Below are 21403 nucleotides of genomic sequence, written 5' to 3' on the forward strand. Positions count from 1 at the left end.
TTGTTGCAGCCTGTCGGGGTCTAGATCTGGTGGTCCAGGTCCGCCCAGCGCACCAGTTTCCAGGCACCGAATTCGGCGTCCCCTGGTTCCAGGACGATATAGCGGCAGTTGGCGATATATCCGGCGAAGGCGAAGTCTCCGTCCACCCCGGTGGCGTAGGTGGCGGCGGTGCGGATGGCGGTGCCGTGGCTGACGATGATGGTGTCCTTGTCCCGGGCGGCGACCTCCTCCTGCACTGATTCCAAAACGGGGCGGAAACGTTCGAGGACCTGGGGGTAGGTTTCCCCGTTGGGGAGGCAGGCGAGGGTGTCTCTTTCGAGCTGTTGGCGCAGTATCTGGGCGTAGTTCCGGTGGGTTTCCTCATCGTTGTAGCCCTCATGGTCGCCGGCGAAGACCTCGTGGATTCCCAGGCGTACATCAATCGGTATGGAGCCGGGGTCCTTGCCGGCGGCCTGCTCATAGGAGGCCATCGTGAGCACCGCGGTCTGCTGGGCACGGAGTGCCACCGAGCTGATCACCGCTCCGAGGCTGCCTTCACTGTCCTGCCCGGCGCCGAGGAAGTCGGCGAGTTCCCGGCCGACCTCATCAGCCTGGGCGCGGCCGAGTTCGGTCAGTTCCGCACCCGGGGGGCGGGTGTCCAGGATGTGGGAGACATTGGAGTGGGTCTGGCCGTGCCGCAGGAGGATGATTCTGCCGCTCATTGCTTCAACTATTCCTTTCCTTCGCGGGCGTTGTTCACCCACTGTGTGGCCTGCTCCAGGCGGGCGAGGTCCGCGGCCAGCTTATCCTCGCCGCCTTCCCCTGTCTCGGCGGGCCAGGAGCCCAGGAAGACGAGGTCCTCGGTGCGCAGCCACAGGGCCCGCAGGGCTTCGGCCAAGGGGGTGTCGTCGATGTGGCCGATCAGGTCGATGTGGAAGTTATAGCTGCCCAGTTTCCTGCGGGTGGGGCGGGACTCGATGCGGGAGAGGTCCACGCCGCGTTGGGCGAATTCGGTGAGTGCGTTGACCAGGGTGCCTGGTTCATTGGGCAGGCTGAAGACCACGGAGGTGCGGTCATTGCCGGTGCGTGGGGTGGGTACCCCCCGCGGCCCGACCGCCACGAAACGGGTGGTGGCCCCGGAGAAGTCGGCGATATTGTCGGCGATGGTCTCCAGGCCGAAGAGGGCGGCGGCGCGTTCGGGGGCGGCGGCGGCGTCGACGCGTCCTTCGGCGACCGCTTCGGCACCGGCGGCGTTGGAGGAGGCGGAGCGGTACTCCGCAGCCGGGATATTCTCCGCCATCCAACCCTTGACCTGCTGGTATCCCACAGGGTGGGTGGCCAGGGTCTTGATGTCCTCAAGTGTGGTGCCGGGGCGGACCATGATGGAGAAGGCGATGTCGAGGTCAACCTCCCGGTAGATCTGCACCCCTTCCCCGGCGGAGAGCGCATCGAAGGTCGGGGTGACGGGACCGTCGACGGAGTTCTCGATGGCCACGCAGGCGAAGGCGGCTTCCCCGGAACGCACCGCGTCGAGGGCCAGCGCCGGGCTGGACACCGCCAGCGGGGTGATCTCCGAGGTGCCGAAGACACCCGTGCTGCGTAGCTTCAGCAGGGCAGCTTCAGTGAAGGTTCCGGCGGGGCCCAGGTAGGCGACGGTTGTGCTCATGTTCCCAGCATATCCGCCCACCCTGCAATGGTTAGGGTGGAAACCATGACAACAGCCCCCGGGGACTTGAACGCCACCACCACCATGAGTCGTTTCACCGCGGCGATCGCCGACCTCAGCCCGGCGGAGCACGGCTTCTCCCACCTGGATCTGGAAGGTGCCCGGGCCCGCGCGGAGCTTCTCGACGCCCTCCCGCTGGCCCGGCGCGGTGCCTGGCACGGTCGGTTGGTGCCCATCAAGGATCTGATGGATGTGAAGGGGATGCCCACCACCTTCGGTTCGGCGCACCGCACCCGGGTGGCCACCGAGTCCGCTGACCTGGTCGAGTATCTGCTGGCGCAGGGCGCGATCATCCCCGGTAAGACCGCCACCCCGGAGCTGGGGATGACCGGGTACACCGAACCGGTGGGGTTGCCTGCCCCGATCAATCCGCTCTGGCCGGGGGAACACCGCACCCCGGGCGGTTCCTCCGGTGGAGCGGCGGTGGCGGTGGCCCGCGGGTTGGTGGACATCGCCCACGCCTCGGATGGTGGGGGTTCCATCCGGATCCCGGCGGCGGCCTGTGGTCTGGTCGGTTTCAAACCCTCCCATCATGCGGTGGGTGGGGCCTTGAGCGTGCAGGGGGTGATCACCCGCACCCTGGCGGAGACCGCCGCTGCCCACAACCTGCCTCTGCTCACCCCGGAACGGCTGCGGATCGGGGTGCTCACCACCCCGCTGCTGGCGGAGACGGAGGTGGCTGCCGCGGCACTCAAGGCCGTGGACCTGGCCGCCGGGGAGCTGTCCGACCTGGGGCATGAGGTGGTGTCCCTGCGTGCCGCGGACCTGGATTCGGCGGGGCTCTTCGAGTCCTTCCGGAAGGTGTTCAGCCATAAGGTTTCCCGGGTGTCGGACCCCGCCAGTGATATTGTCGCCTGGTTCCGGGAGACCTCCGGCCCGGATACCCCGCATGAGGCGATCCTGCGGCTGGAGGGCTCAGCCGCCGAGTTGGCCCGTGCCTGGGGGGTGGATGTGCTGCTCAGTCCGATGCTGGCTTTCTCCCCACCGAAGATCGGGGCCTTCGCTGCACTGGGCCCGGCCGGGGATTTCGAGTACCAGACCCGTTGGACCCCCTGGGGGTCGATCTTCAACATGAGTGGTGGGGCGGCGATCAGCGTGCCCCTTGATATCGGTGGCCCCCGGCCCGTCAGCATCCAGCTGGGTGCCGTCCGCACCGACAACACCCGGATCCTGGGGCTGGCTTCCCAGCTTCACCGCATCACCTCGGAGCAGCGATGACTTCCACCCCTCCCACCCTGAGCCCCACCCGGCGCCGGCGGCTCCGACAGGAACTCGCCATCGTCCTGCTGGTCACCTTCGGCATCTCCGGGTTGCGTGCCATCCTCCGCCTGATCGACGGTCTGCTCGCCGAACCGGCGCTCAATGAACAGCAGGTGGTGCTCAACGCCCCACAGTCGGAGTTTCCCTGGCTGGATCTGAGCCTGCAGCTCTGCTCCGCCGGGGTGCTCTTCGGTTATGGGGCCCTGGCACTGTTCCTGCTCAGCGGGGACGGCACCCGCCCCCACCGGGCCCGGCAGATCAGGGACTGGTGGCACGGTGCCGGCCTGGCCGCCCTGATCGGTCTGCCCGGCCTGGCCCTCTATGTTTTTGCGGTGCACACCGGCCTGTCCCGTCAGGTGGTGCCCAGCACCTTCGAGCACATCTGGTTCGAGGTGCCGGTGCTGCTGCTCTGGTCCCTGGCCAATGCCTTCGGCGAAGAGATCGTGGTGGTCGCCTGGTTGATGGTGCGGCTCAAACAGTTGGGCTGGTCACTGCCCTGGATCATCCTCACCTCCGCCCTGCTACGGAGCAGCTACCACCTCTACCAGGGCATCTCCGCCGGTTTCGGCAATATCATCATGGGTGTCATCTTCTGCTGGTACTTCCACCGCACCGGCAGGGTGTGGCCCCTGGTGGTGGCCCACTTCCTCATCGACGCCTTCGCCTTCATCGGCTACTCCGCCATCGGTGGGGATCTGAGCTTCCTGGGACTTTGACGGGGCCCCGAAGATGGGGGCCGAGGTAGCGGCCGAACCCGCGTTCTCACGGCCGTATCAGGCAGTCGGGTTATCCTGTGACCCATGGATTCACGTGGCAGCGACGAACAGCGCAGACGGATCCCCCGGGGCGAACGCCCCCGCGGGGATTTCCGCTCACCCCCCAGCTCCCGTGACCGGGGGAAAGCAGGCGAGCCGGGTGAGTTCGCCCGGGACAGTCAGGGACGTCCCATCGTGGACCGTTTCGGCCGGCCGGTGCGCAACCGCCCCCGCCCCGGCGGTGTCCCGGGAAGCACCCCGCGTCCTTCTGCCACCGGCAGCGGCGGCGGCAGCGGCGGCACCCCACCCCGGCGGCGCCCACCGCGACGTCGCGAAGCAGCCCAACCCACCCGCTTCGAAGCCCCCCAGGCAGAACCCCAACGACCCCGGCAGTACATCCCCACCCACCAACCCCCACACCAGCAACCACCGCAACCTTCCCAGCAACCCCTGCACCAGCAGCAGGCCACCCCACCGCGCCGACGCCCCCCGCGCAAAAGACGCGGCCTCCGACTCCCCAGATCCGGCTGCCTGACCCCTTTCATCGGGATCCTCGTGGTCATCCTGGTGCTCGTGGGAGCCACCACCTTATGGGCGGACTCCAAGCTCACCAGGGTGGAGGCCACCCCGGAAAACCAGGTCTCCAACACCGCCGGCACCAACTGGCTCCTCGTCGGCTCGGACTCCCGCGCCGGGTTGAGTGAGGAGGAGACACTCGAGCTGGGCACCGGTGGAGACATCGGGGTGGGACGCACCGACACCATCATGCTGCTGCACATCCCCACCACCGGTTCCGCCCGGCTGGTGTCCCTGCCCCGGGACTCCTATGTGGAGATCCCCGGCTACGGCATGAACAAGATCAATGCGGCCTTCACCTTCGGTGGTCCGCAGCTGCTGGCGGAGACGGTGGAGTTGAGCACCGGGTTGCGCGTCGACCATTACGCCGAGATCGGCATGGGTGGGCTGGCCCGCATCGTGGACTCCATCGGCGGCATCGAGATGTGTGTGGATGAGGCCATCCAGGATCCCTTGGCGAACCTGGACATCCAGGCTGGTTGCCAGGAGTTCGACGGGGCCGCCGCGCTGGGTTATGTCCGCACCCGCGCCACTGCCCTGGGAGATCTGGACCGCGTGGAACGCCAGCGTGAGTTCTTCGCCGCCCTGCTGGACAAGGTGACCTCCGCCGGGACCATCGCCAACCCCTTCCGGCTGATCCCCCTGGTCTCTGACACCGCCTCCACATTCACCGTCGGTGATAATGACCATGTGTGGCACCTGGCACGTGTGGCGCTGGCGATGCGTTCCGGGGTGGGGACCGAGACTGTGCCCTTCGCCGGTTTCGCCGACTATGACGTGGGCAATGTGGTGCTCTGGGATCCGGCCGGTGCCGAGGCCCTCTGGTCCTCCATGCGTTAACCCCCTCCTCCGGGGGCCGCATGCCCTGAACTGGCCCCCACCGGGGTGGACAGAACATCCCCCCTGTCTCAGTCCGTGAAGGACCGGGGCAGGGGGGGGATGACTGTTGGGTTCAGGGAGGTGGGTGCCGCCTAGCGGATGGTGACCTGGCGGGACTTGATGTTCTGCAGCTGCTTGTGCTCATCGCTGCTGAGCTGGGCATCATTGTCCAACTCTGCGGCGATGGCCTCGTTCACGCGCTTGAGCTCATCACCGTAGGTGTCGGCGGCGCGCTCCGGATCCAGGTCGAAGACCGGGACGATGACACCGTGGGTGCGGAAGACACCGGCGAACTTGGTGCCCTCGCCCAGGTTCAGCTCCTGGCGGGCAGCCACCCGTGCCAGAGCGTTGAGCAGGGAATTTTCCTCGGTGTCCGGGCGGACCCAACGGATGTGGGCCTTGCCGCCACCCGGGTTGACCCACCAGAGGGAGCCGGGGACATCGGTGGCCACGCGGCGGGAGGGGACGACTGCATCATTGGCGGCCTGGAGGCTGGCCTGGACCTGCGGATCCAGGGTGATGCCCTCAGGCATCCACCAGTTGAAGTCATCGGCCTCGGTGATCTCGAGGGTGGCTTCGGTGTCCAGCAGTTCCCGCAGCTCCGGCTCGCTGCCATCCGCGGCGGTGGAACCCAGGGTCTCGCCCGGCTCGGCCTGCTTGACCCAGTTCAGGGCATAAGCCAGGTCGCGGCCCGGGTTCTGGGAATGGCTGCTGGCCTGGAGGGCGACGAAGGCCTCCCCGCCGTGCTCCGCATCGCGCACCAGTGCGGCACCGGCACCGGGCAGCACAGTGGCCAGGTAGACGGTGCGCTCGATGCCCTGCACCGGGAGCTTGGCGTAGGCGGCGGGAACGAATTCCTGCAGCGCAACCAGGTCAGCTTCCATTGCGAAACCACCGAAGGGACGTGGGTCCTTCTCCAGTGCGGCCCGCTCAGCTGCGCGGGCAGCCAGCTTGGCCTGGCGGCGGCTCATGCCCTCGGGCAGATCCTCGTTCTTCTTGCTCTTCTTTGCCATGGGTACCAAGATACCTGCCGGTTCCCTCAGTTGCGGGCCAACAGTGCCGCAGCACGCCCCGGAACATTCGTGGCGAGCATGTCCACCCCCTGTTTCTTGGCCCAGCGGATGTCGGAGGCATTGTCCACCGTCCAGACATAGGTGGGTAGCCCCCACTTCCCGATGAACTCCGGGTTTTTCCGGGCCCGTTCCACCGAGATCCCCAGGCCGGTGGGGTGCCCCACGAAATTCGGCACCGGGTTCAACCACTTCTCCCAGGAGCGACGCAGATGGATCCGGTCGAGCTGGGGTGCCATCTCCTTCATCCAGGTGATGGAGGAGGCGGCGAAGCTGATGATGTGGATCCGCGGGTCGAAGAGCAGACCGTGATAGCGCAGTCTCAGCACCACCTGCTCCTCCAGGATCCGGGAGAAGCGCACGGGGTGCTTGGTTTCAATGTAGAGGTGCTTGTCCTCATATTGGACGAGCATCTCCAACAACTCATCGAGGGTCAGCACCGACTGCTTCATCGCCTCGGTGCCGAAGTTGTAGCCCCGCAGCTGCTGCAGCGTCAGCTCCGACACCCTGCCCCGACCATCGGCAACCCGGTCGATGATGGGGTCGTGAACGCACACCACGATGCCGTCCTTGCTGAGCCTCACATCCGTCTCCACCCCGTGGATATCTAATTCCAGGGCCTTGGCGAAGGCGATCTCGGTCAGCTCCGGGTAGAGCGAGGACAACCCGCGGTGGGCGATCAGTTTCATTGTTCAGAACCCCAGCTCTTGATGCGGCGCAGCAGCATCCGGTTCTTACGCTGGGAGGCCCCCAGGGTCTGGGACAGGGAGTTCAGGATGTGGATGGCGTCGTTGATGTAGGGGCCCTTGTTCAGCATCACGGCCTCGGCGCGCAGGGCGTAGGCAGCGTCGGTGATCTCGGCGCGTGCCGGCAGGCCGGTCTTGGCCAGGTTCTCCAGCACCTGGGTGGCCATGATGGTGGGCACATGGGCAGCCTCCGCGATGGACATGATCAGGCGCGGCACCTCCGCCATCCGCTCAAAACCGAGTTCCACGGCCAGGTCACCGCGGGCCACCATCACCCCGAGGTTGGCATGCCGCATCCCCTCCAGCAGGATCCCCGGCAGACCCTCATAACCCGGAATGGTCTCGATCTTGAGCACGATCCCCAGGTTGCGCACCCCCTCCGGGTCCTCCGACTCCTGGGCGATCTGCTCCAGGGTGTCCAGCAGGAAGCTCACATCCCCGGCGTTACGGATGAAGGAGATATCCGCGATATCAGCGTGCTGGGCCACAAATCGCAGGTGGGCGATGTCATCGGCGGTGAGACTCGGCAGCGGCAGATCGGTCTCGGGCAGGTTGATGCCCTTGTAGGCCGCCAATTTGGTACCGCCCGGCTTGGCTCGGATGATGTCCAGCTCCACCTCGCGGTAACCGTTCTTATTGAGACGCTTATCGACGGCCTTGGCCGCGATCGCGCCATCATCGAAGAGGACGTTCTGCCCCACCTCGATCGCCTCGACGGCTTCCGGCAGGGTGCAGCTGATCACCGGTGGTTCCTGGGAAGGGTCACAGGGGGTCTGTTCGGCGCTGAGCACCAGCTGGTCGCCAACCTCGAGCCGCAGGTTCTGCTCCAGGGGTTCCACCCCATGGACCCGGCTCTTCTCGAAGTCATGCTCCAGCAGGGTGGAGGTGGAGATATAGGCGTTCTGGTGTCCCTCTGCCAGCACCGCCCCCTCCGCCACCCGGGTGACGGTGAACTGGCGGCGGGAGTCACGGACATCCACCAGACTGATCCGGGAGCCCTCCTCCAGCTTCTCGAACCAGGCCGGATCCACCTGCAGCTCCAGGGTGGGGCGGCCCGGCAACTCCGGGGCCTCGGGGGCTTCCTGCCCGGCGGGGGAAAGCCAGAGCTTGGCCAGGGAGGTGACCTCACCGGCTTCGGTGCGGGTGACCCGGGCGCGGTTCACCGCGGGGCCCGGCTCAATCTCACCGGTACGGACCTTCGGCCCCGCCAGGTCCATGGCCACCCTGACCTCACGGCCGACCTCCGCAGCTGCGGCGCGGACATGGTCGATCATCCCCTGCCAGGCCTGTTCATCATCGTGGGCACAGTTGATCCGGGCGACCTCCATGCCAGCCTCCACGAAACCCCGGACCAGTTCCGGGTCGGTGGCCGCCTCGGCAGGCAGGGTCACCATGATGCGGGAGTGGGTGTTGTCATCAGCTTTCCCGAGCAGGAGATCCGCATGATCCTCGAGGATCTCATCAGCCCGGGAAAAGGCATCCTCGGATGCCTCCCAGGGTTTCTCCTGCGGTTGACCACCCAACGCCAGGGTCACCGCACGGGCAGCCTCAAGCCGGGCCTTCACCGCCGGTTCGGTGGTGGTCAGCCGGGTGGCACCGATCTGGGTGAGCTCGGACTGCAGCTCCCGGATGTCGAGGGTGCGCAGACGGGCGTAGTGAACCAGGTTGATGGCACCGTCACGATGGGCCGGGGCCACCGCATCAATTTCCGCAGCGTGGTTGGCCACCTCCTCATCCAGGGCGGCGAGCAGTTCATCAATCTGCGAAATAATCTTTTCGAGCCTCGGGTCCACGGTGTTCTCATCGTCCTTCAGTTTGACGGAGTCAAAATTGCGGTATTCACTTCAGGTTCCATTCTGCCCGCATCCGGGGCGTTCGGCATGCCGAAAACGAAGTTCCTCCGGGGGACTTGGGGGCCATGCCCCAGAACAACACCGCGCATCTGCTCGAGCAGCACGCCGGACCTCCCCCTGGGGTGGTTGCCCCGAGGTGGCCCCCTCAGCCGCAGTTGAAACTGACACCCTGCGAAGGTGTGATTTATCTGCCACTATCACACCTATGGCCAAACCAAGCCGCAATGAGCTGCTCCGAATGCTTCGCACCGGAGCACTTCGTGCCAGTGTCACCGGACTTCGTGGAGCTGTGATGGTGCTCGACATCGCCGCCGACATCTCCCCCGGCCTGCGGGTCACCCGCCGCCGACGCCTCCCCACCAACCTGGGTGCCGGTCTGCTCGGAGCGGAAATCACCTCCTGGATCGCCCTCTCCCCCTCCCTCCTGCCCCGCCGCTGGTGGCAGACCGCCGCCAATGTCGCGGTCTGCCAGGCCCTCGGACATGCCGCCCTGGCGGGGCTGACCTGGTCACTGGATCAGATCCCGGCGCGCTATCAGCGCCAGTTCAACACCGGGCTGACCGTTGCCTCCCGCAACACCACCCACCTGATGATCGCGGGGATGACGGCCTGGTTCACGGTCCGCAGTCTGCAGAACCAGCAGCGCGCCGCCGAGCTCATCGAGGATCCGGTGCGCCGCGGCTACCGGGAGGGGCTGCTGGGTCTGATCGTGGGCACCGCCGGTTATGGTGGCCTGCTCCTGCTCGGGGAAACCGCGCAGTACACCACGGACCGGGTCACCTCTTTCCTGGGACGATGGCTACCGGGGTGGGTGGGGTGGCCGATCGCGGCCGGCGGCGCCACCTATCTGCTGATCCTGCTCAGCAATAAGGTGGTGCTGCGCCGCCTGATCGCCGACATCACCCGCCAGGCGGAGGAACTGAACAAGGCGGTGTTCCCGGGCACCAGTCAGCCCTGGGAACCGGAGCGTTCGGGTAGCCCCTGGTCCCTGGAACCCTGGCATGCGGTGGGCTCCCAGGGCCGCGCCCTGCTTTCCGGGGGTCCCCGGGCCCGGGACATCACCCAGGTCACCGGGCTCCCCCCGGATGAGGTGCATGAGCCGATCCGGATTTTCGCGGGCCTGGTGCGGGGCCGCAGCCTGGCGGCCACCGCCGATGTGGTGCTGGCGGAGATGGACCGCACCGGGGCCTTCCACCGGGACACCCTGGTGATCCACACCTCCACCGGCACCGGTTGGATCACGGACTGGGGGATGTCCGCGGTGGAATTCCTCACCGGCGGCAACTGCGCCACCATGTCGATGCAGTATTCCTTCATCACCAGCGCAGTCAGCTACTACATCGACCATGACACCCCGGTGCAGGCCGCCCGGATCCTGATCGAGAAGATCCTGGCCCGGGTGGAGCAGATGCCGAACCCACCGAAGGTCTATGTGACCGGGGAGTCCCTCGGCGCCTACGGCACCTGCGCGGTGTTCGAGGATCTGGATGATCTGCTGGCACGCACCGACGGCGCGGTGTTCACCGGCGCCCCACGCTTCACCGACATGATCCAGTCCCTGACCGCACAGCGGGACGCCGGCTCCCCGGAACGGCTGCCGGTGATCGATGGTGGAAGCCATGTCCGTTTCGTGGCCCACCCAGCCCACCTGAACCATGACTTCGCCGGCCTGCCCTACAAGAACGCCTGGCAACACCCCAGGGTGGTCATCGGCCAGCATGCCTCCGACCCCGTGGTGTGGTGGGATCTTCCGCTGCTCTACCGGCGCCCCGACTGGCTGCGAGAGAAAGGTTCCCGCGGGGTGGCGGCCCCGGCTGCCCAACATCTGGATGTGCCACCCGGTTTCCGCTGGTTCCCCTTCGTCAGTGGTTGGCAGGTGGGCCTGGACCTGGCGATGTCCATCAAGACCCCAGGGCTGCACGGCCATAACTATCACGGGGAGTTCATGTCCTACTGGGCGGCGGTGCTGGGCACCCGGCATGGCATCCCGGTGCGGCTGACCCCGGCCATGGAACGCCGGGCGGTGACATGGATCGGGCAGAACACGGTGCGTCGCTAAGCGCGGGCGGGCTGCACCTCCCTGAGCTGCGCGCCGCCAAAGGGCCAAAACCACAGGCCGCGGTAGATGCTCCCACCCCTTGGAAGGGGCTATGACCGCGAGATGGGCAACCACTCGAGATAGGGCCAGCATCGCCGCTTCACGACGCCCCTCCCAGGTGCCATTGGCGATCGCATGATCACCCCAGGTCACCACCCAGGGCAGTGCCACATGCACGGCCCGCTCCGCAATATCACGGTAGGCGCTGAAATAACCCGACTCGTAGTTGACGCAGGAGCTCACCACCAGACGCAGCGCGCCGGGGTCAACATCAGCGGCCGGTGAGGTCCCTGGTGGTGACCACGAAGCGGAAGTAGTACACCTGCGTCGGTTGCAGTCCCCAGACCTCCACCTGGCTGGTGTGGTCCGTGGCGGTGGTGGCGGTGACTTCACCGCGGGTGATGGTTTCCCCGAACTCCGGGGTGGTGGTCACTTCCCAGACGAGGGGCACCGCCGCCGTCACACCGAGGGCAAAAGAGCTGCTATTTCACGCACGCTTCATACCTGGTGCCGGAAGTTGAATCCCAGGGGGTCACGCCCCCCTTGGTCCGACTAGGCAGACACCGGGCCGCAGGCCACACCGGTGGAGTGGTGCGGGCAGTAACCGTTCGGCACCTTGTGCAGGTACTGCTGGTGTTCGTCCTCGGCCAGGAAGTACTTCCCCGAGGGGGTTTCGCTGAGCTGCCTGACCTCGGTGGTGATCTTCCCGAAGCCATGTTCCGCCAGACGCTGACCGTAGTGTTCGACGATGCGGGAGACCTGCTCGGCCTCCGCTGCGGCATCCTCACCGAGGGTGAAGATGGCGGAACGGTACTGGGTGCCCACATCATTGCCCTGGCGGTAACCCTGGGTCGGGTCATGGGCTTCCATGGCGATGATCACCAGCTGCTCCAGGGACACCTTCGCCGGGTCATAGACCACTTCGACCACCTCGGTGTGGTTGGTGCGGCCGGTACAGGTCTCCCGGTAGGTGGGGTTCTCGGTGACACCACCGGCGAAACCGACGGAGGTGGATTCCACGCCCTCGGTCTCCCAGTAGATCTTCTCCACACCCCAGTAGCAGCCGATGCCGATGATCACTGATTTCTGGTGGGGCAACCAGGGCCCGGTGATGGGGGTGCCCAGCACCGCATGCGGCCTCGGGTTCGGCAGCACCGGGTGGGAGCCACCCTTGAGGGCCTCATTCTCCGGAACAAGTTCTGGGGTTCGGGCAAATAACCATCCCATGAGTGCAACTCCTAAATTCGGTGGGTATTTCTCTCGGGCAGCATCAGGCAGTGAGGGTTCTCCCCTGCTCCAACGCCTTGTCCCCCGACTCTATTCCGCTGCCGGGGGTCTCTGCCGCCCACCGGAGGGCGGGGCGCAGGGCGAACGGGGGCACCATTCGACTGGGGTTGTGCGGCAGCTCGCATTTATTTCATTGCTGAATCCCCGAACTTGCCTATCATGGAGTCAAGCGCGGTGAGGGTCACAGATCCTCGGCCGCGGTAACTTAGACGAAAGGTTTTACACATGGCTGTTTACGAGCTTCCGGAACTGGATTACGCCTACGACGCACTCGAGCCGCACATCGCCGCCGAGATCATGGAGCTGCACCACTCCAAGCACCACGCCACCTACGTCGGCGGTGCCAACGCAGCCCTCGAGGCACTGGAGAAGGCACGCGAGGAGGGCACCAACCCGGACCAGATCCGCGCACTGTCCAAGAACCTGGCCTTTAACCTCGGTGGCCACACCAACCACTCCATCTTCTGGAAGAACCTCTCCCCCAACGGTGGCGGCGAGCCCACCGGCGAGCTGGCTGAGGCCATCAACCGTGACTTCGGCTCCTTCGCCAAGTTCCAGGACCACTTCAACTCCGCCGCACTGGGCCTGCAGGGCTCCGGCTGGGCCGTCCTGGGCTACGACCACATCGCAGGTCGTCTGGTCATCGAGCAGCTGACCGACCAGCAGGGCAACATCTCCATCGACATCACCCCGCTGCTGATGCTCGACATGTGGGAGCACGCCTTCTACCTGCAGTACAAGAACGTCAAGGCCGACTACGTCAAGGCCGTCTGGAACGTCTTCAACTGGGAAGACGTCGCCGCACGTTACGCTTCCGCCGCCAAGTAAGCACCCCCTCCCCGGGGGCGCTGTAGCGCCCCCGGGGAGGTACACATGCCTGTTCTCGTTGAGAGAACAGGCATTTTGCTTTTCCTCTTCCTTTTCAAAAACCGCTGGTCTCCCACGCTCCCACTCCCCCACCCCAACGTGACCTCGAGTTCACCTACCGGCCACCTGGGGGCGAATCCCCCTCCTCCTACCCTGCCCTCAGGACATTCTCATCACACCATTCGGGTGACAAGAAGCTCCCCCAGAGTGCCTGTGGATGCGTTCCGGGTCACATATAAGTCTCAATAATTGTGATCTCGCCTACGCGTGCGAAACTCTCAGGAAATTGTTCCTGACCCCATTTCGCACCCCTGAGCTGGAGCTTTAGGGGGTCAAAACAAAACGGACATTTCTTTTCCGGAGGATTTTTGCTTGCCGCCTCCCCCGGAAAGGATTAGCGTGTGCGAACAGATCACGGAACGATAACGAAACTGTCACGGTAAGGCAGCTAGGAAAATGGAGAATCAGAGAATGAATTTCGAGTCTGCCGCAGCACAACAGTCCACCACCACCAAGCGCACCATTGGCCGCCGCGTCGGCGTGGCTGCAGTGGTCGGCGTCATGGCCAGCACCACCGGCGTCAGCGCCGCCAACGCCCAGACCCTGGACTACAACACCGTCCAGACCGCTGTCGACCAGTACGCCCCGCAGGCCGCCGCCATGGTCAATGACTATGTCGCCACCGGCAGCTCCGCCAGCGTCCTGCAGAACCTGCCGGTCTCCGACTACGGCACCGGCTTCGGTGTCATCGAGGAGATCGCCGCACCGAGTGTGGTCAAGCCCGCCCAGGGCACCTTCACCTCCGGCTTCGGCCCGCGCTGGGGCAGCATGCACAACGGCATCGACATCGCCAACGCCATCGGCACCCCGATCCAGGCAGTCATGGCCGGCACCGTCATCGACTCCGGCCCCGCCTCCGGTTACGGCCAGTGGATCCGCATCCGCCACGAAGACGGCTCCATCTCCGTCTACGGCCACATGTCCTCCCTCTATGTCGGTGTCGGCCAGTGGGTCTCCGCCGGCCAGACCATCGCCGGCATGGGCTCCGAGGGCTTCTCCACCGGATCCCACCTGCACTTCGAGATCTGGCCCAATGGTGTCACCCCGGTGGACCCCCAGGCCTGGCTCGCCGGGCACGGCATCTACCTCTAGGCCCGGCACCGACCGGACAGCAGCGTCAGCTATTGCTGCCCTGTTCATCCTTCGCCCGCATCAGATCGAGCGTGACCACCCCGCCGATGATCGCCGCCCGCAACTGTGGTGGCACATCAGTGGCGAAGGAGAGGACATAGGTACTGCGTCCCAGCAGTCCCCGCGCCAGGCCCGACCATTGCCGTGATACCCGGGCTGGCACGAGTTCCCCGATCCGGAACTCAAATTCGAAGTCGAAGATGTTACCGTGCAGCTCGACTATCGTCCCCTCGGCCAGGTGCATATCCACCTGCCGACGGAAGAAGGTGAACCGCTTGCGCAGCTGCGCAAGCGGTTTTCCCTGTGGTTCACGCAGTTCAAAGGTGTCCCGACCGAAGTTGAGCGTGTCCTCGATCTCCAGCAGTGGACGACCATCCGCCTCCTGGACCTGCAGCAAACGGCTGCCCATGAAGAAACGGGAGAACCCGGAACCGGAGGTGTGGATGACACCCACCACCTGGCCGTGCTGATTCTCGATATGAAAGTTATTGCTCATGAAGCTGCTCATCTGATGCAGCACCAGCAGATCCTCCTGCAGCAGCGAAGGGGGCCGCTGGGGCTGGGGCGGATCAGAAACCGGCGGCGTGGGGATATCCATTCCCCCATCTTCAGCGCCACAGTCATCCGACGCCAGACCAGCCCGGGAAAAGTTACCCCTCCGCAACCTCAGCGGGGTTCGACTACCCGGGCAGCGACAAAGGCCCGGAACTGGTCCACCGGTGGGGCCGGCTCCTCCGCCCGACGCCAGACCATGCCCAATTCGCGCTGCGCCGGAGGATCCAGGGGACGCAGCACCACCCCGGTGGGTGCGAGATAAGGGTCATCCATCGGTAGCAGCGCCACCCCAAGCCCCGCACTGACCAGTCCCGCCACGGTGGAAAGTTCCATGGACTCGAAGACGAAGGAGGGCTGTAACTCAGCCTTCCGGAACAGTTCATCCAGCAGGAGGCGGGTGCCGTAACCGGGGCGCATGGAAATGAAGTCCTCCCCCGCCACCTCCGCCAGCCGGATCGGCACAGAACCGACACCTGCCAACCGATGATCCTCGGGCAGCGCGATGGCCAGACGTTGGCGGCTCAACCGCACCCACCCCAACGGGGAATCCGGTTCCCCCGCCCCAGTGGGACGTGGCCCCACCAGGGCGATGTCCGCGGTGTCGTCAAGCACCCTTTCCACCAGGCCCTGGGCGGCGTCCTGGTGGAGGGAAAAATGCACCCCGGGATGCGCACTCCGATAGGAACGCAGCAGTTCCGGCACCAGCCAGGTTCCCAGGGAGTGCATGAAATCCAGGCGGACCGTGCCATGTTCGGGATCCATCAGGCGTCGTACCTGGCTCACCCCATTGTCGAGGGCGGCCAATGCGGCCTCCGCCTGGGGGAGGAAGGCCCGGCCCCGGCTATTGAGACGCAGCCTGCGCCCGTGGCGGTCGAAGAGGGTCGCCCCCACCTGCGCCTCCACCCGGGCGATCCGGCGACTCAGGGAGGGCTGGGAGATATCCAGATCCGCCGCGGTGTCACTGAGGTGCCCACTGGCGGCGACGGCCACGAAGCCGGCGAGTTCGGCGAAACCCAGGTTCATGCCCACCCTCCCTTCATGCAGATTATGCATGTATAAATGCTATTTCCTTCATTTTACTAATCATGTCGGAAGGGGCAGCATGAACACATGATGGAAGCGGGACTGCGGGTGGGCGAACGCACCTATAAGCGCGCCACCCTGGCCATGCTCGCCGCCGGGTTGGCGTCCTTTAACGCCATGTACAGCACCCAGGCGATGCTGCCCACCCTGGTGAAGGAACTCGGGATCTCACCCACCGCCTCAGCACTGACGGTTTCCGCCACCACCGGGATGCTGGCACTGTGCATCGTGCCGCTGTCCATCCTCTCCGAGCGTTTCGGACGCGGCCGGATCCTGATCCTCTCCGCACTGCTGGGCACCCTGCTCGGCCTGGCCCTGCCCTTCGTCGCGGGGGCCGGCAGCCTGATTCTGCTGCGCGGCCTGCAGGGCGCACTGATCGCCGGGGTCCCGGCCGTCGCCATGACCTGGCTCAGCGAAGAGGTCCACCCCAAGGACCTCGGCCGGGCGATGGGCACCTACATCGCCGGCACCACCCTCGGCGGGCTCAGCGGCCGACTCATCCCCGCCGGGGTACTTGAGATCGCAGACTGGCGCTGGGCCCTGGGAATCAGCTCAGCGGTGGCACTTGCTCTGGCGATCGCCATGGCGCTGCTGCTGCCCAGGCAGAAAAACTTCCACCCCAAGCAGATCAGCTTCCGATCGGAGCTCTCCGCCATGGCGGGGCACTGGCGCAACCCCCGCCTGAGCGGGCTCTTCCTCATCGCATTCCTCGGCATGGGATCCTTCGTCTCGGTCTACAACTTCCTCGGCTTCCGGCTGATCGAGAGCTTCGGACTCAGCGAGGGTCTGGTGGGCCTGGTGTTCCTGATGTACCTGGCCGGGACCTGGAGTTCCGCCCGCACCGGTGATTGGAGCGATAAATTCGGTCGTGACCGCACCATGATCATCGCCGCCCTGCTCATGCTGGCCGCCCTGGCACTGACAGCGGTGCCGAAGCTGGGGGTGGTGCTCACCGCCCTCTTCCTCTTCACCGCCGCCTTCTTCACCATCCACTCCGCCGCCTCCGGGTGGGTGGGCACCATCGCCACCACGCACCGCGCCGAGGCCTCGAGCATGTATCTCTTCTGCTACTACCTCGGTTCCTCCCTGCTGGGCTGGCTCTCCGGTTTCTTCTTCGCCGAGTTCGGCTGGGCCGGGATGCTCCTCTGGTTGGCGGGCATCCTGCTGGGGCTGCTGGTCCTGGTGGTCTTTCTCACCCGGCGCGAGGCCCCGACACCAGGGGCGGAGGCAGCCTGAGGCAGGGGCACAATTCCCGGGCTCTGGCCGTCGTCCCGGATGCAGGGTTAAATAAGGGCATGGACCCTCGACAGGCGAAGAACAAGGTCGGAAACTCCGCCGACCGGGCTGCCCAGCAGGCTGCCGATCATCCCGTGGTGCTAATTCTCGCCCGAAGCGGTTTCGTGGTGCTGGGGGTGCTCCACATCCTCATCGGCTGGATCGCCATCCGCATCGCCACCGGCAGCGGAACGGAAGAAGCCTCGAACTCCGGCGCACTGCAGGCCATCGCCGAAGCCCCGGGCGGCCAGGTGATGCTGTGGGTGGCGGCGGTGGCACTGGCCGCGCTCGGCCTGTGGCGGTTGAGCCAGCTGTTCACCGGCGAGGAGCTCAAGGACAAGGCCAAGGGGGCGGTCATGGCGGTGGTGTACTTCGCATTGGCTTTGACCACCTCCACCTTCGCTCGGGGTGGTTCCTCCTCGGATGGGGACACCGCCTCGGATGTCACCGCCACGGTGCTGGCGCAGCCGGCGGGCATGGCCCTGGTGATCCTCGCCGGTGCCATCGTGCTGGGGGTCGGTCTCTTCAGCATCTACCGTGGGGCCACCCGCAGCTTCAAGAAGGATCTCGAGGCCCGGGCCGGGGCCGGCAATACCGGTTCCGCGATTGTGGCGGCAGGTGTGGCGGGTTATGTCGCCCGGGGCATCGCCTTCGCCATCCTGGGTGGGTTGATCATCTGGGGTGCCTGGACCAATGATCCGGAGAAGGCCAGCGGGCTGGACATGGCGCTGCGCACCCTGGGTGAGCAGCCCGCCGGGGCGATCGCGCTCATCGTGGTCGGTGTTGGCCTGGCACTCTACGGTCTCTACTCCATCGCCCGGGCCCGCTATATCCGCATGTAGTCCGCTGCCCCTTCCCCCAGCCCGGGGAGGGGGAGCGAGTTTTTCTTTTTCTCCGGATTGCCACGTTTTTATTCGGCGGATTATGTTGGGGTCATGAGCGAGAAGCAGCCTGCCGCACCGGCGCGGAACCGCCGCAGCTGGCACCGTAAGGCCAGCAAACCGGTTTCCCTGTGGCTGGTGTCCCTGGTGGTGGCAGGGCTGATCCATCCGATCATCCCGGAGTACCGCTGGGTGCTCATCCACATCTTCACCCTGGGTGCGGTGACCAACTCGATCCTCATCTGGTCGCAGTATTTCACTGAGAAATTCCTCAACCTGCGACTGCCGGAGGACACCCGGCCAGGTCAGTTGTTGCGCATCCGGATCCTCAATGCCGGCATTCTGCTCACCTTGGCGGGGCAGATGTTGTCGGGGATGTGGGAACGCTCCTGGATCATCACCCAGGTGGGTGCTGCGGTGGTGGCGTTGATCCTGTTGTGGCATGCCGTGTCTTTGGCGCGGCAGTTCTTCCGGGCGGAACGGGGCCGTCGTTTCCGTTCCGCTGTGGTGGCCTATGTGCTCAGTGCGCTCTGCCTGCCGGTGGGGGCGGTCTTCGGGGCGATTCTGGCGACCGGACCCGGTGGTGGTTGGCATGAGCGGCTGCTCTTCGGGCACCTGGTGGCCAATCTGCTGGGTTTTCTGGGTCTGGCGGCGATCGGTTCCCTGGTGGTGCTCTTCCCTGCGATCTGGCGCACCCGGGGTGGCCCGGACCGGACGGCTGTGGTGGTTGCCCTGGCCGCGGGGGGTGTGGCCCTGGCGATCACCGCCGCGCTGCTGGATCATGCTCCGCTCTTCGGCATCGGGCTGCTGCTTCATGCGGCGGGCTGGGTGGTGGCCGGGGTCGGGTGGGCCGGCAATGTGATCACGGTGCTGAAGGATCCCCGGGACCGGGTCAGTTTCGCTGCGGTCTCCATCGCCTGCGCCCCCCTCTGGCTGGTGGGCACCCTGATCTACCTGGCGGTGCAGTCCTTCCTCACTGGTCCGCACCTGAATGAGGTGGCGGTGCCGAGCATCCCCCTGCTGGTGGGTTTCGCCGGCCAGTTGTTGATCGGGGTGATGAGCCACCTGCTGCCCAGCACCATCGGTGGTGGGGCGGGGCCCTTGCGGGCTTCTTCCCGGGAGCTGAACCGTGGGGCACTGCTGCGTTCCACCCTGATCAACGGTGGCCTGGTGTTCTGGTTGCTGGCGGATTCCTCCTGGTTGAAGATCTTCATGTCGCTGCTCAGCATCGGTTCCCTGGCGGTCTTCGTGGTGCTGCTGCCCCGCGGGGTCAGGGCCCAGGCTGCGGTGCTGCGTGGTGCCGCCGAGGCCCCGCCCATCCCGGAGAACCCGAAGCCCCGCACCAACCAGATCACGGCCGCCCTGGCGGTGCTCGCTCTCATCCTGGGCGCTTTCGGCGGCCTGGGAGGACCCGCGGCGGTGACCCCGGTCGCCCCGCAGCCCGCCAGCAGTGCCGGGAATGTCACTGAGGTGGATGTCATCGCCGGGGACATGGTGTTTGAGCCCTCCCAGGTCACCGTCCCGGCAGGGAATCAGCTGATCATCACGCTGCGTAATGAGGACGGGACCGCCCATGATCTCCGCCTGGGCAATGGCATCCGTTCGGGTCGCCTGGTGCCCGGTCAGGAGATCCGGATTGACGCCGGGGTCATCACCGCCGATCTGGCTGGCTGGTGCACCATCGCCGGGCACCACACCCGCGGCATGACCTTCGACATCCTGGTCGGCTAGTCCGCCGCTCACCATCCCCCGGGCTTAACGACGCCCCTCGCCCAGCAGCGGGGCGCCGGGGGCGCCTGCCTCCAGCCAGGCGCGTACCGCCGCGGTGGCCCGGCAATCATCACCGTTGTAGCTGAGCAGCTGAGCCCGGGCGCGGGCTGCCGCCGCGGAGTCCTCCCCCACCGCGATGCGGTAGGCGTGCACTGATTCCTCACCATCGAAACCTGCCTCCGCCCAGTGGAATCCGGCAGCCGGGGCGACGATCTTCAGCCCCAGCCCACCCGGGCCGACCAGCTGCTCCTTGACCAGGCGGAACATGTCGATCCACTGTGCTGAGGAGATGAACTCCCGGACCTCATCCTCAGCCGGGATCCGATGATCGCCATAGCGTTTCCCGGCGAAACGGCGGGCACTGCCCAGCATCCAGTGGTTCTCCCCGTGGGCGGAGTAACAGTAGGCGGCGAAGCTTTCCCCCGCCGCCGCGGCCTGCTCGCGACGCTGCATCAGCCAGGTCCAGAAACGGGCGAAATTCTCCCCCTCAGCATCCCCGCCCAGGCCCTCCCAGGTGACGAAGGGCAGGTACTCCCGGCCGTCGAACACACCCCAGAGGTAGGCCCCCTGATCCAGGTAGGCCTCCACATCTATGTCGATCTCGACATCCGCCCGCGGGGCCTGGAGTTGCGCGCGACGACGCAGCACCGGGATCTCATCCCGCCAGGCCCTGGCCAGGGCGGAGGGTTCCCCCAGCGCGGCGTCGATAAGCCCGGTCACGGTATGGATGCCCTGTTCGCGGTAGGACTGCGCCCGATCCCCGGAGAGGAAGAGACTGATCTCATCCACGGCCTCCAGTTCGGGGGCGCAGAAAGACCAGTAGCGGCAGGAGTCGCATTCCTTGACCCGCCGCGGTTGGGTGGGTGGGGTCACCTGCAGGGCGGCATCCAGGGCCTGCTGGTGGGTGTTACTGGGGGCGAGGAACACCTTGGTGCGATCCTGGCCGATGGCGGCACCCCACCCGGAGTCCAGCTCCACCTCCGCCAAGGCCCGGGCCGCCAGGCTGAGCCGGTAACCGTCGATGGCGTGGTGCCGTTGCTGATAGGGCAGTTCCGTGGGTTTGCGGGCCAGGCCGAGTCTGGTGGTGGATATCGCCAGCATGCTCGCCCCCTCCCTGGGGCGGGCGACCCGGTGATTGCTCACGATCACCGGCAGGTAGGTGCCGTGTGCCATCCGGGCCAGGGCATCTACTTCCAGATACCAGCTGCTCTCCCCGGAACGGCCCCGGAAGACCACCCCGGTGATCAGGTCAGCCTCGGCGGCCAGGGCCTCCAGGGTGTCAAACTCGGCGGACTCGCCATCGGGGATGTCGATACGCAGGAACTTCTTGGGATCGCCCAGGGCCGGAGCCTGGGGCAGGAGTGCGAACACCTCGGCGCGGGCCGCCCTCAGACGGCCCGCACGCTGCTGTCCCACGGAGCTGGGTTCAGTGTCCGGATAACGGTGCCGCTGCACCTGCCGATAACGACAACCCACCAGATCCGTGGGCTGTAATTCCAGTTCTTCGAAGTTTGCACCCACAACAGCACAAGCCTAAGCCAGGAACAAGGGT

At 66.0% G+C, this 21403-nt stretch carries 19 protein-coding genes; 9 read left to right on the forward strand and 10 right to left on the reverse strand.

All coding sequences use genetic code 11. The features are described from left to right. Positions 1-20: 20 nt before the first annotated feature. Positions 21-701 (reverse strand): histidine phosphatase family protein, encoded by a 681-nt coding sequence (locus tag COCCU_RS13180; protein ID WP_156232170.1) that lies wholly within the window; start codon positions 699-701, stop codon positions 21-23. Between the two features lie 8 nt (positions 702-709). Next, on the reverse strand, positions 710-1645 hold the full coding sequence (gene pheA / locus COCCU_RS13185) for a prephenate dehydratase (RefSeq protein ID WP_156232172.1): 936 nt from the start codon (positions 1643-1645) through the stop codon (positions 710-712). Positions 1646-1690: 45 nt separating this feature from the next. Here pheA and COCCU_RS13190 point away from each other — a divergent pair, with 45 nt between their 5' ends. From COCCU_RS13190 to COCCU_RS13200, 3 genes are all read left to right on the forward strand, one after another. Then, on the forward strand, positions 1691-2923 hold the full coding sequence (locus COCCU_RS13190; RefSeq protein WP_231598786.1) for an amidase: 1233 nt from the start codon (positions 1691-1693) through the stop codon (positions 2921-2923). Then, a complete protein-coding gene (locus COCCU_RS13195; RefSeq protein WP_156232174.1) occupies positions 2920-3681 on the forward strand; it encodes a CPBP family intramembrane glutamic endopeptidase in 762 nt (253 codons plus the stop codon). The genes COCCU_RS13190 and COCCU_RS13195 overlap by 4 nt, the downstream gene beginning before the upstream one ends. Positions 3682-3765: 84 nt before the next feature. Beyond that, positions 3766-5136, forward strand: a complete 1371-nt coding sequence (locus COCCU_RS13200) for an LCP family protein (RefSeq protein ID WP_156232176.1) — start codon at positions 3766-3768, stop codon at positions 5134-5136. Between the two features lie 131 nt (positions 5137-5267). Here the strand turns inward: COCCU_RS13200 and COCCU_RS13205 are convergent, their stop codons facing one another. From COCCU_RS13205 to COCCU_RS13215, 3 genes are read right to left on the reverse strand one after another with little or no spacing between them, the layout of a single operon-like run. Then, positions 5268-6188: a DUF5926 family protein gene (locus COCCU_RS13205; RefSeq protein WP_156232178.1), complete on the reverse strand. Its 921-nt coding sequence runs from the start codon at positions 6186-6188 to the stop codon at positions 5268-5270. 26 nt (positions 6189-6214) lie between these two features. Further along, positions 6215-6934: a glycerophosphodiester phosphodiesterase gene (locus COCCU_RS13210; protein WP_156232180.1), complete on the reverse strand. Its 720-nt coding sequence runs from the start codon at positions 6932-6934 to the stop codon at positions 6215-6217. Further along, positions 6931-8784, reverse strand: coding sequence for a pyruvate kinase (locus tag COCCU_RS13215; protein ID WP_156232182.1), 1854 nt, complete (start codon positions 8782-8784; stop codon positions 6931-6933). Before COCCU_RS13215 ends, COCCU_RS13210 begins: the two co-directional genes overlap by 4 nt. A gap of 265 nt (positions 8785-9049) precedes the next feature. Here COCCU_RS13215 and COCCU_RS13220 point away from each other — a divergent pair, with 265 nt between their 5' ends. Further along, positions 9050-10903: an alpha/beta-hydrolase family protein gene (locus tag COCCU_RS13220; protein ID WP_231598787.1), complete on the forward strand. Its 1854-nt coding sequence runs from the start codon at positions 9050-9052 to the stop codon at positions 10901-10903. A 310-nt stretch (positions 10904-11213) separates the two neighbouring features. Here the strand turns inward: COCCU_RS13220 and COCCU_RS14755 are convergent, their stop codons facing one another. Further along, positions 11214-11375: a PhoD-like phosphatase N-terminal domain-containing protein gene (locus tag COCCU_RS14755; RefSeq protein ID WP_231598788.1), complete on the reverse strand. Its 162-nt coding sequence runs from the start codon at positions 11373-11375 to the stop codon at positions 11214-11216. Positions 11376-11494: 119 nt separating this feature from the next. Continuing rightward, positions 11495-12169, reverse strand: a complete 675-nt coding sequence (msrA, locus tag COCCU_RS13230; RefSeq protein WP_156232184.1) for a peptide-methionine (S)-S-oxide reductase MsrA — start codon at positions 12167-12169, stop codon at positions 11495-11497. Positions 12170-12454: 285 nt separating this feature from the next. Here msrA and COCCU_RS13235 point away from each other — a divergent pair, with 285 nt between their 5' ends. Both COCCU_RS13235 and COCCU_RS13240 read left to right on the forward strand, forming a co-directional pair. Further along, positions 12455-13057: a superoxide dismutase gene (locus tag COCCU_RS13235; protein WP_156232186.1), complete on the forward strand. Its 603-nt coding sequence runs from the start codon at positions 12455-12457 to the stop codon at positions 13055-13057. Between the two features lie 510 nt (positions 13058-13567). After that, entirely contained in the window at positions 13568-14248 is a 681-nt protein-coding gene (locus COCCU_RS13240; protein WP_156232188.1) for a M23 family metallopeptidase, read from the forward strand. Between the two features lie 25 nt (positions 14249-14273). On the opposite strand, the gene COCCU_RS13245 is transcribed toward COCCU_RS13240, so the two are convergent. Both COCCU_RS13245 and COCCU_RS13250 read right to left on the reverse strand, forming a co-directional pair. Continuing rightward, on the reverse strand, positions 14274-14885 hold the full coding sequence (locus tag COCCU_RS13245; protein WP_156232190.1) for an LURP-one-related/scramblase family protein: 612 nt from the start codon (positions 14883-14885) through the stop codon (positions 14274-14276). A gap of 68 nt (positions 14886-14953) precedes the next feature. Beyond that, positions 14954-15895, reverse strand: coding sequence for a LysR family transcriptional regulator (locus COCCU_RS13250; RefSeq protein ID WP_231598789.1), 942 nt, complete (start codon positions 15893-15895; stop codon positions 14954-14956). A gap of 57 nt (positions 15896-15952) precedes the next feature. Between COCCU_RS13250 and COCCU_RS13255 the strand changes: the two genes are divergently transcribed. The 3 genes from COCCU_RS13255 to COCCU_RS13265 all read left to right on the forward strand — a co-directional run bounded on the left by COCCU_RS13255 (position 15953) and on the right by COCCU_RS13265 (position 19812). Continuing rightward, the gene (locus COCCU_RS13255) at positions 15953-17161 is read left to right on the forward strand and encodes an MFS transporter (protein WP_156232192.1); all 1209 of its coding nucleotides are present in this window, start codon (positions 15953-15955) and stop codon (positions 17159-17161) included. Positions 17162-17220: 59 nt separating this feature from the next. Continuing rightward, a complete protein-coding gene (locus COCCU_RS13260) occupies positions 17221-18042 on the forward strand; it encodes a DUF1206 domain-containing protein (RefSeq protein WP_156232194.1) in 822 nt (273 codons plus the stop codon). A gap of 93 nt (positions 18043-18135) precedes the next feature. After that, the gene (locus tag COCCU_RS13265; RefSeq protein ID WP_231598790.1) at positions 18136-19812 is read left to right on the forward strand and encodes a cupredoxin domain-containing protein; all 1677 of its coding nucleotides are present in this window, start codon (positions 18136-18138) and stop codon (positions 19810-19812) included. A gap of 24 nt (positions 19813-19836) precedes the next feature. Here COCCU_RS13265 and COCCU_RS13270 read toward each other — a convergent pair whose 3' ends face one another. Continuing rightward, entirely contained in the window at positions 19837-21372 is a 1536-nt protein-coding gene (locus tag COCCU_RS13270) for a TM0106 family RecB-like putative nuclease (protein WP_156232196.1), read from the reverse strand. Between the last annotated feature and the right edge of the window lie 31 nt (positions 21373-21403).

The sequence above is a fragment of the Corynebacterium occultum genome, from assembly GCF_009734425.1.
GTDB lineage: Bacteria > Actinomycetota > Actinomycetes > Mycobacteriales > Mycobacteriaceae > Corynebacterium > Corynebacterium occultum.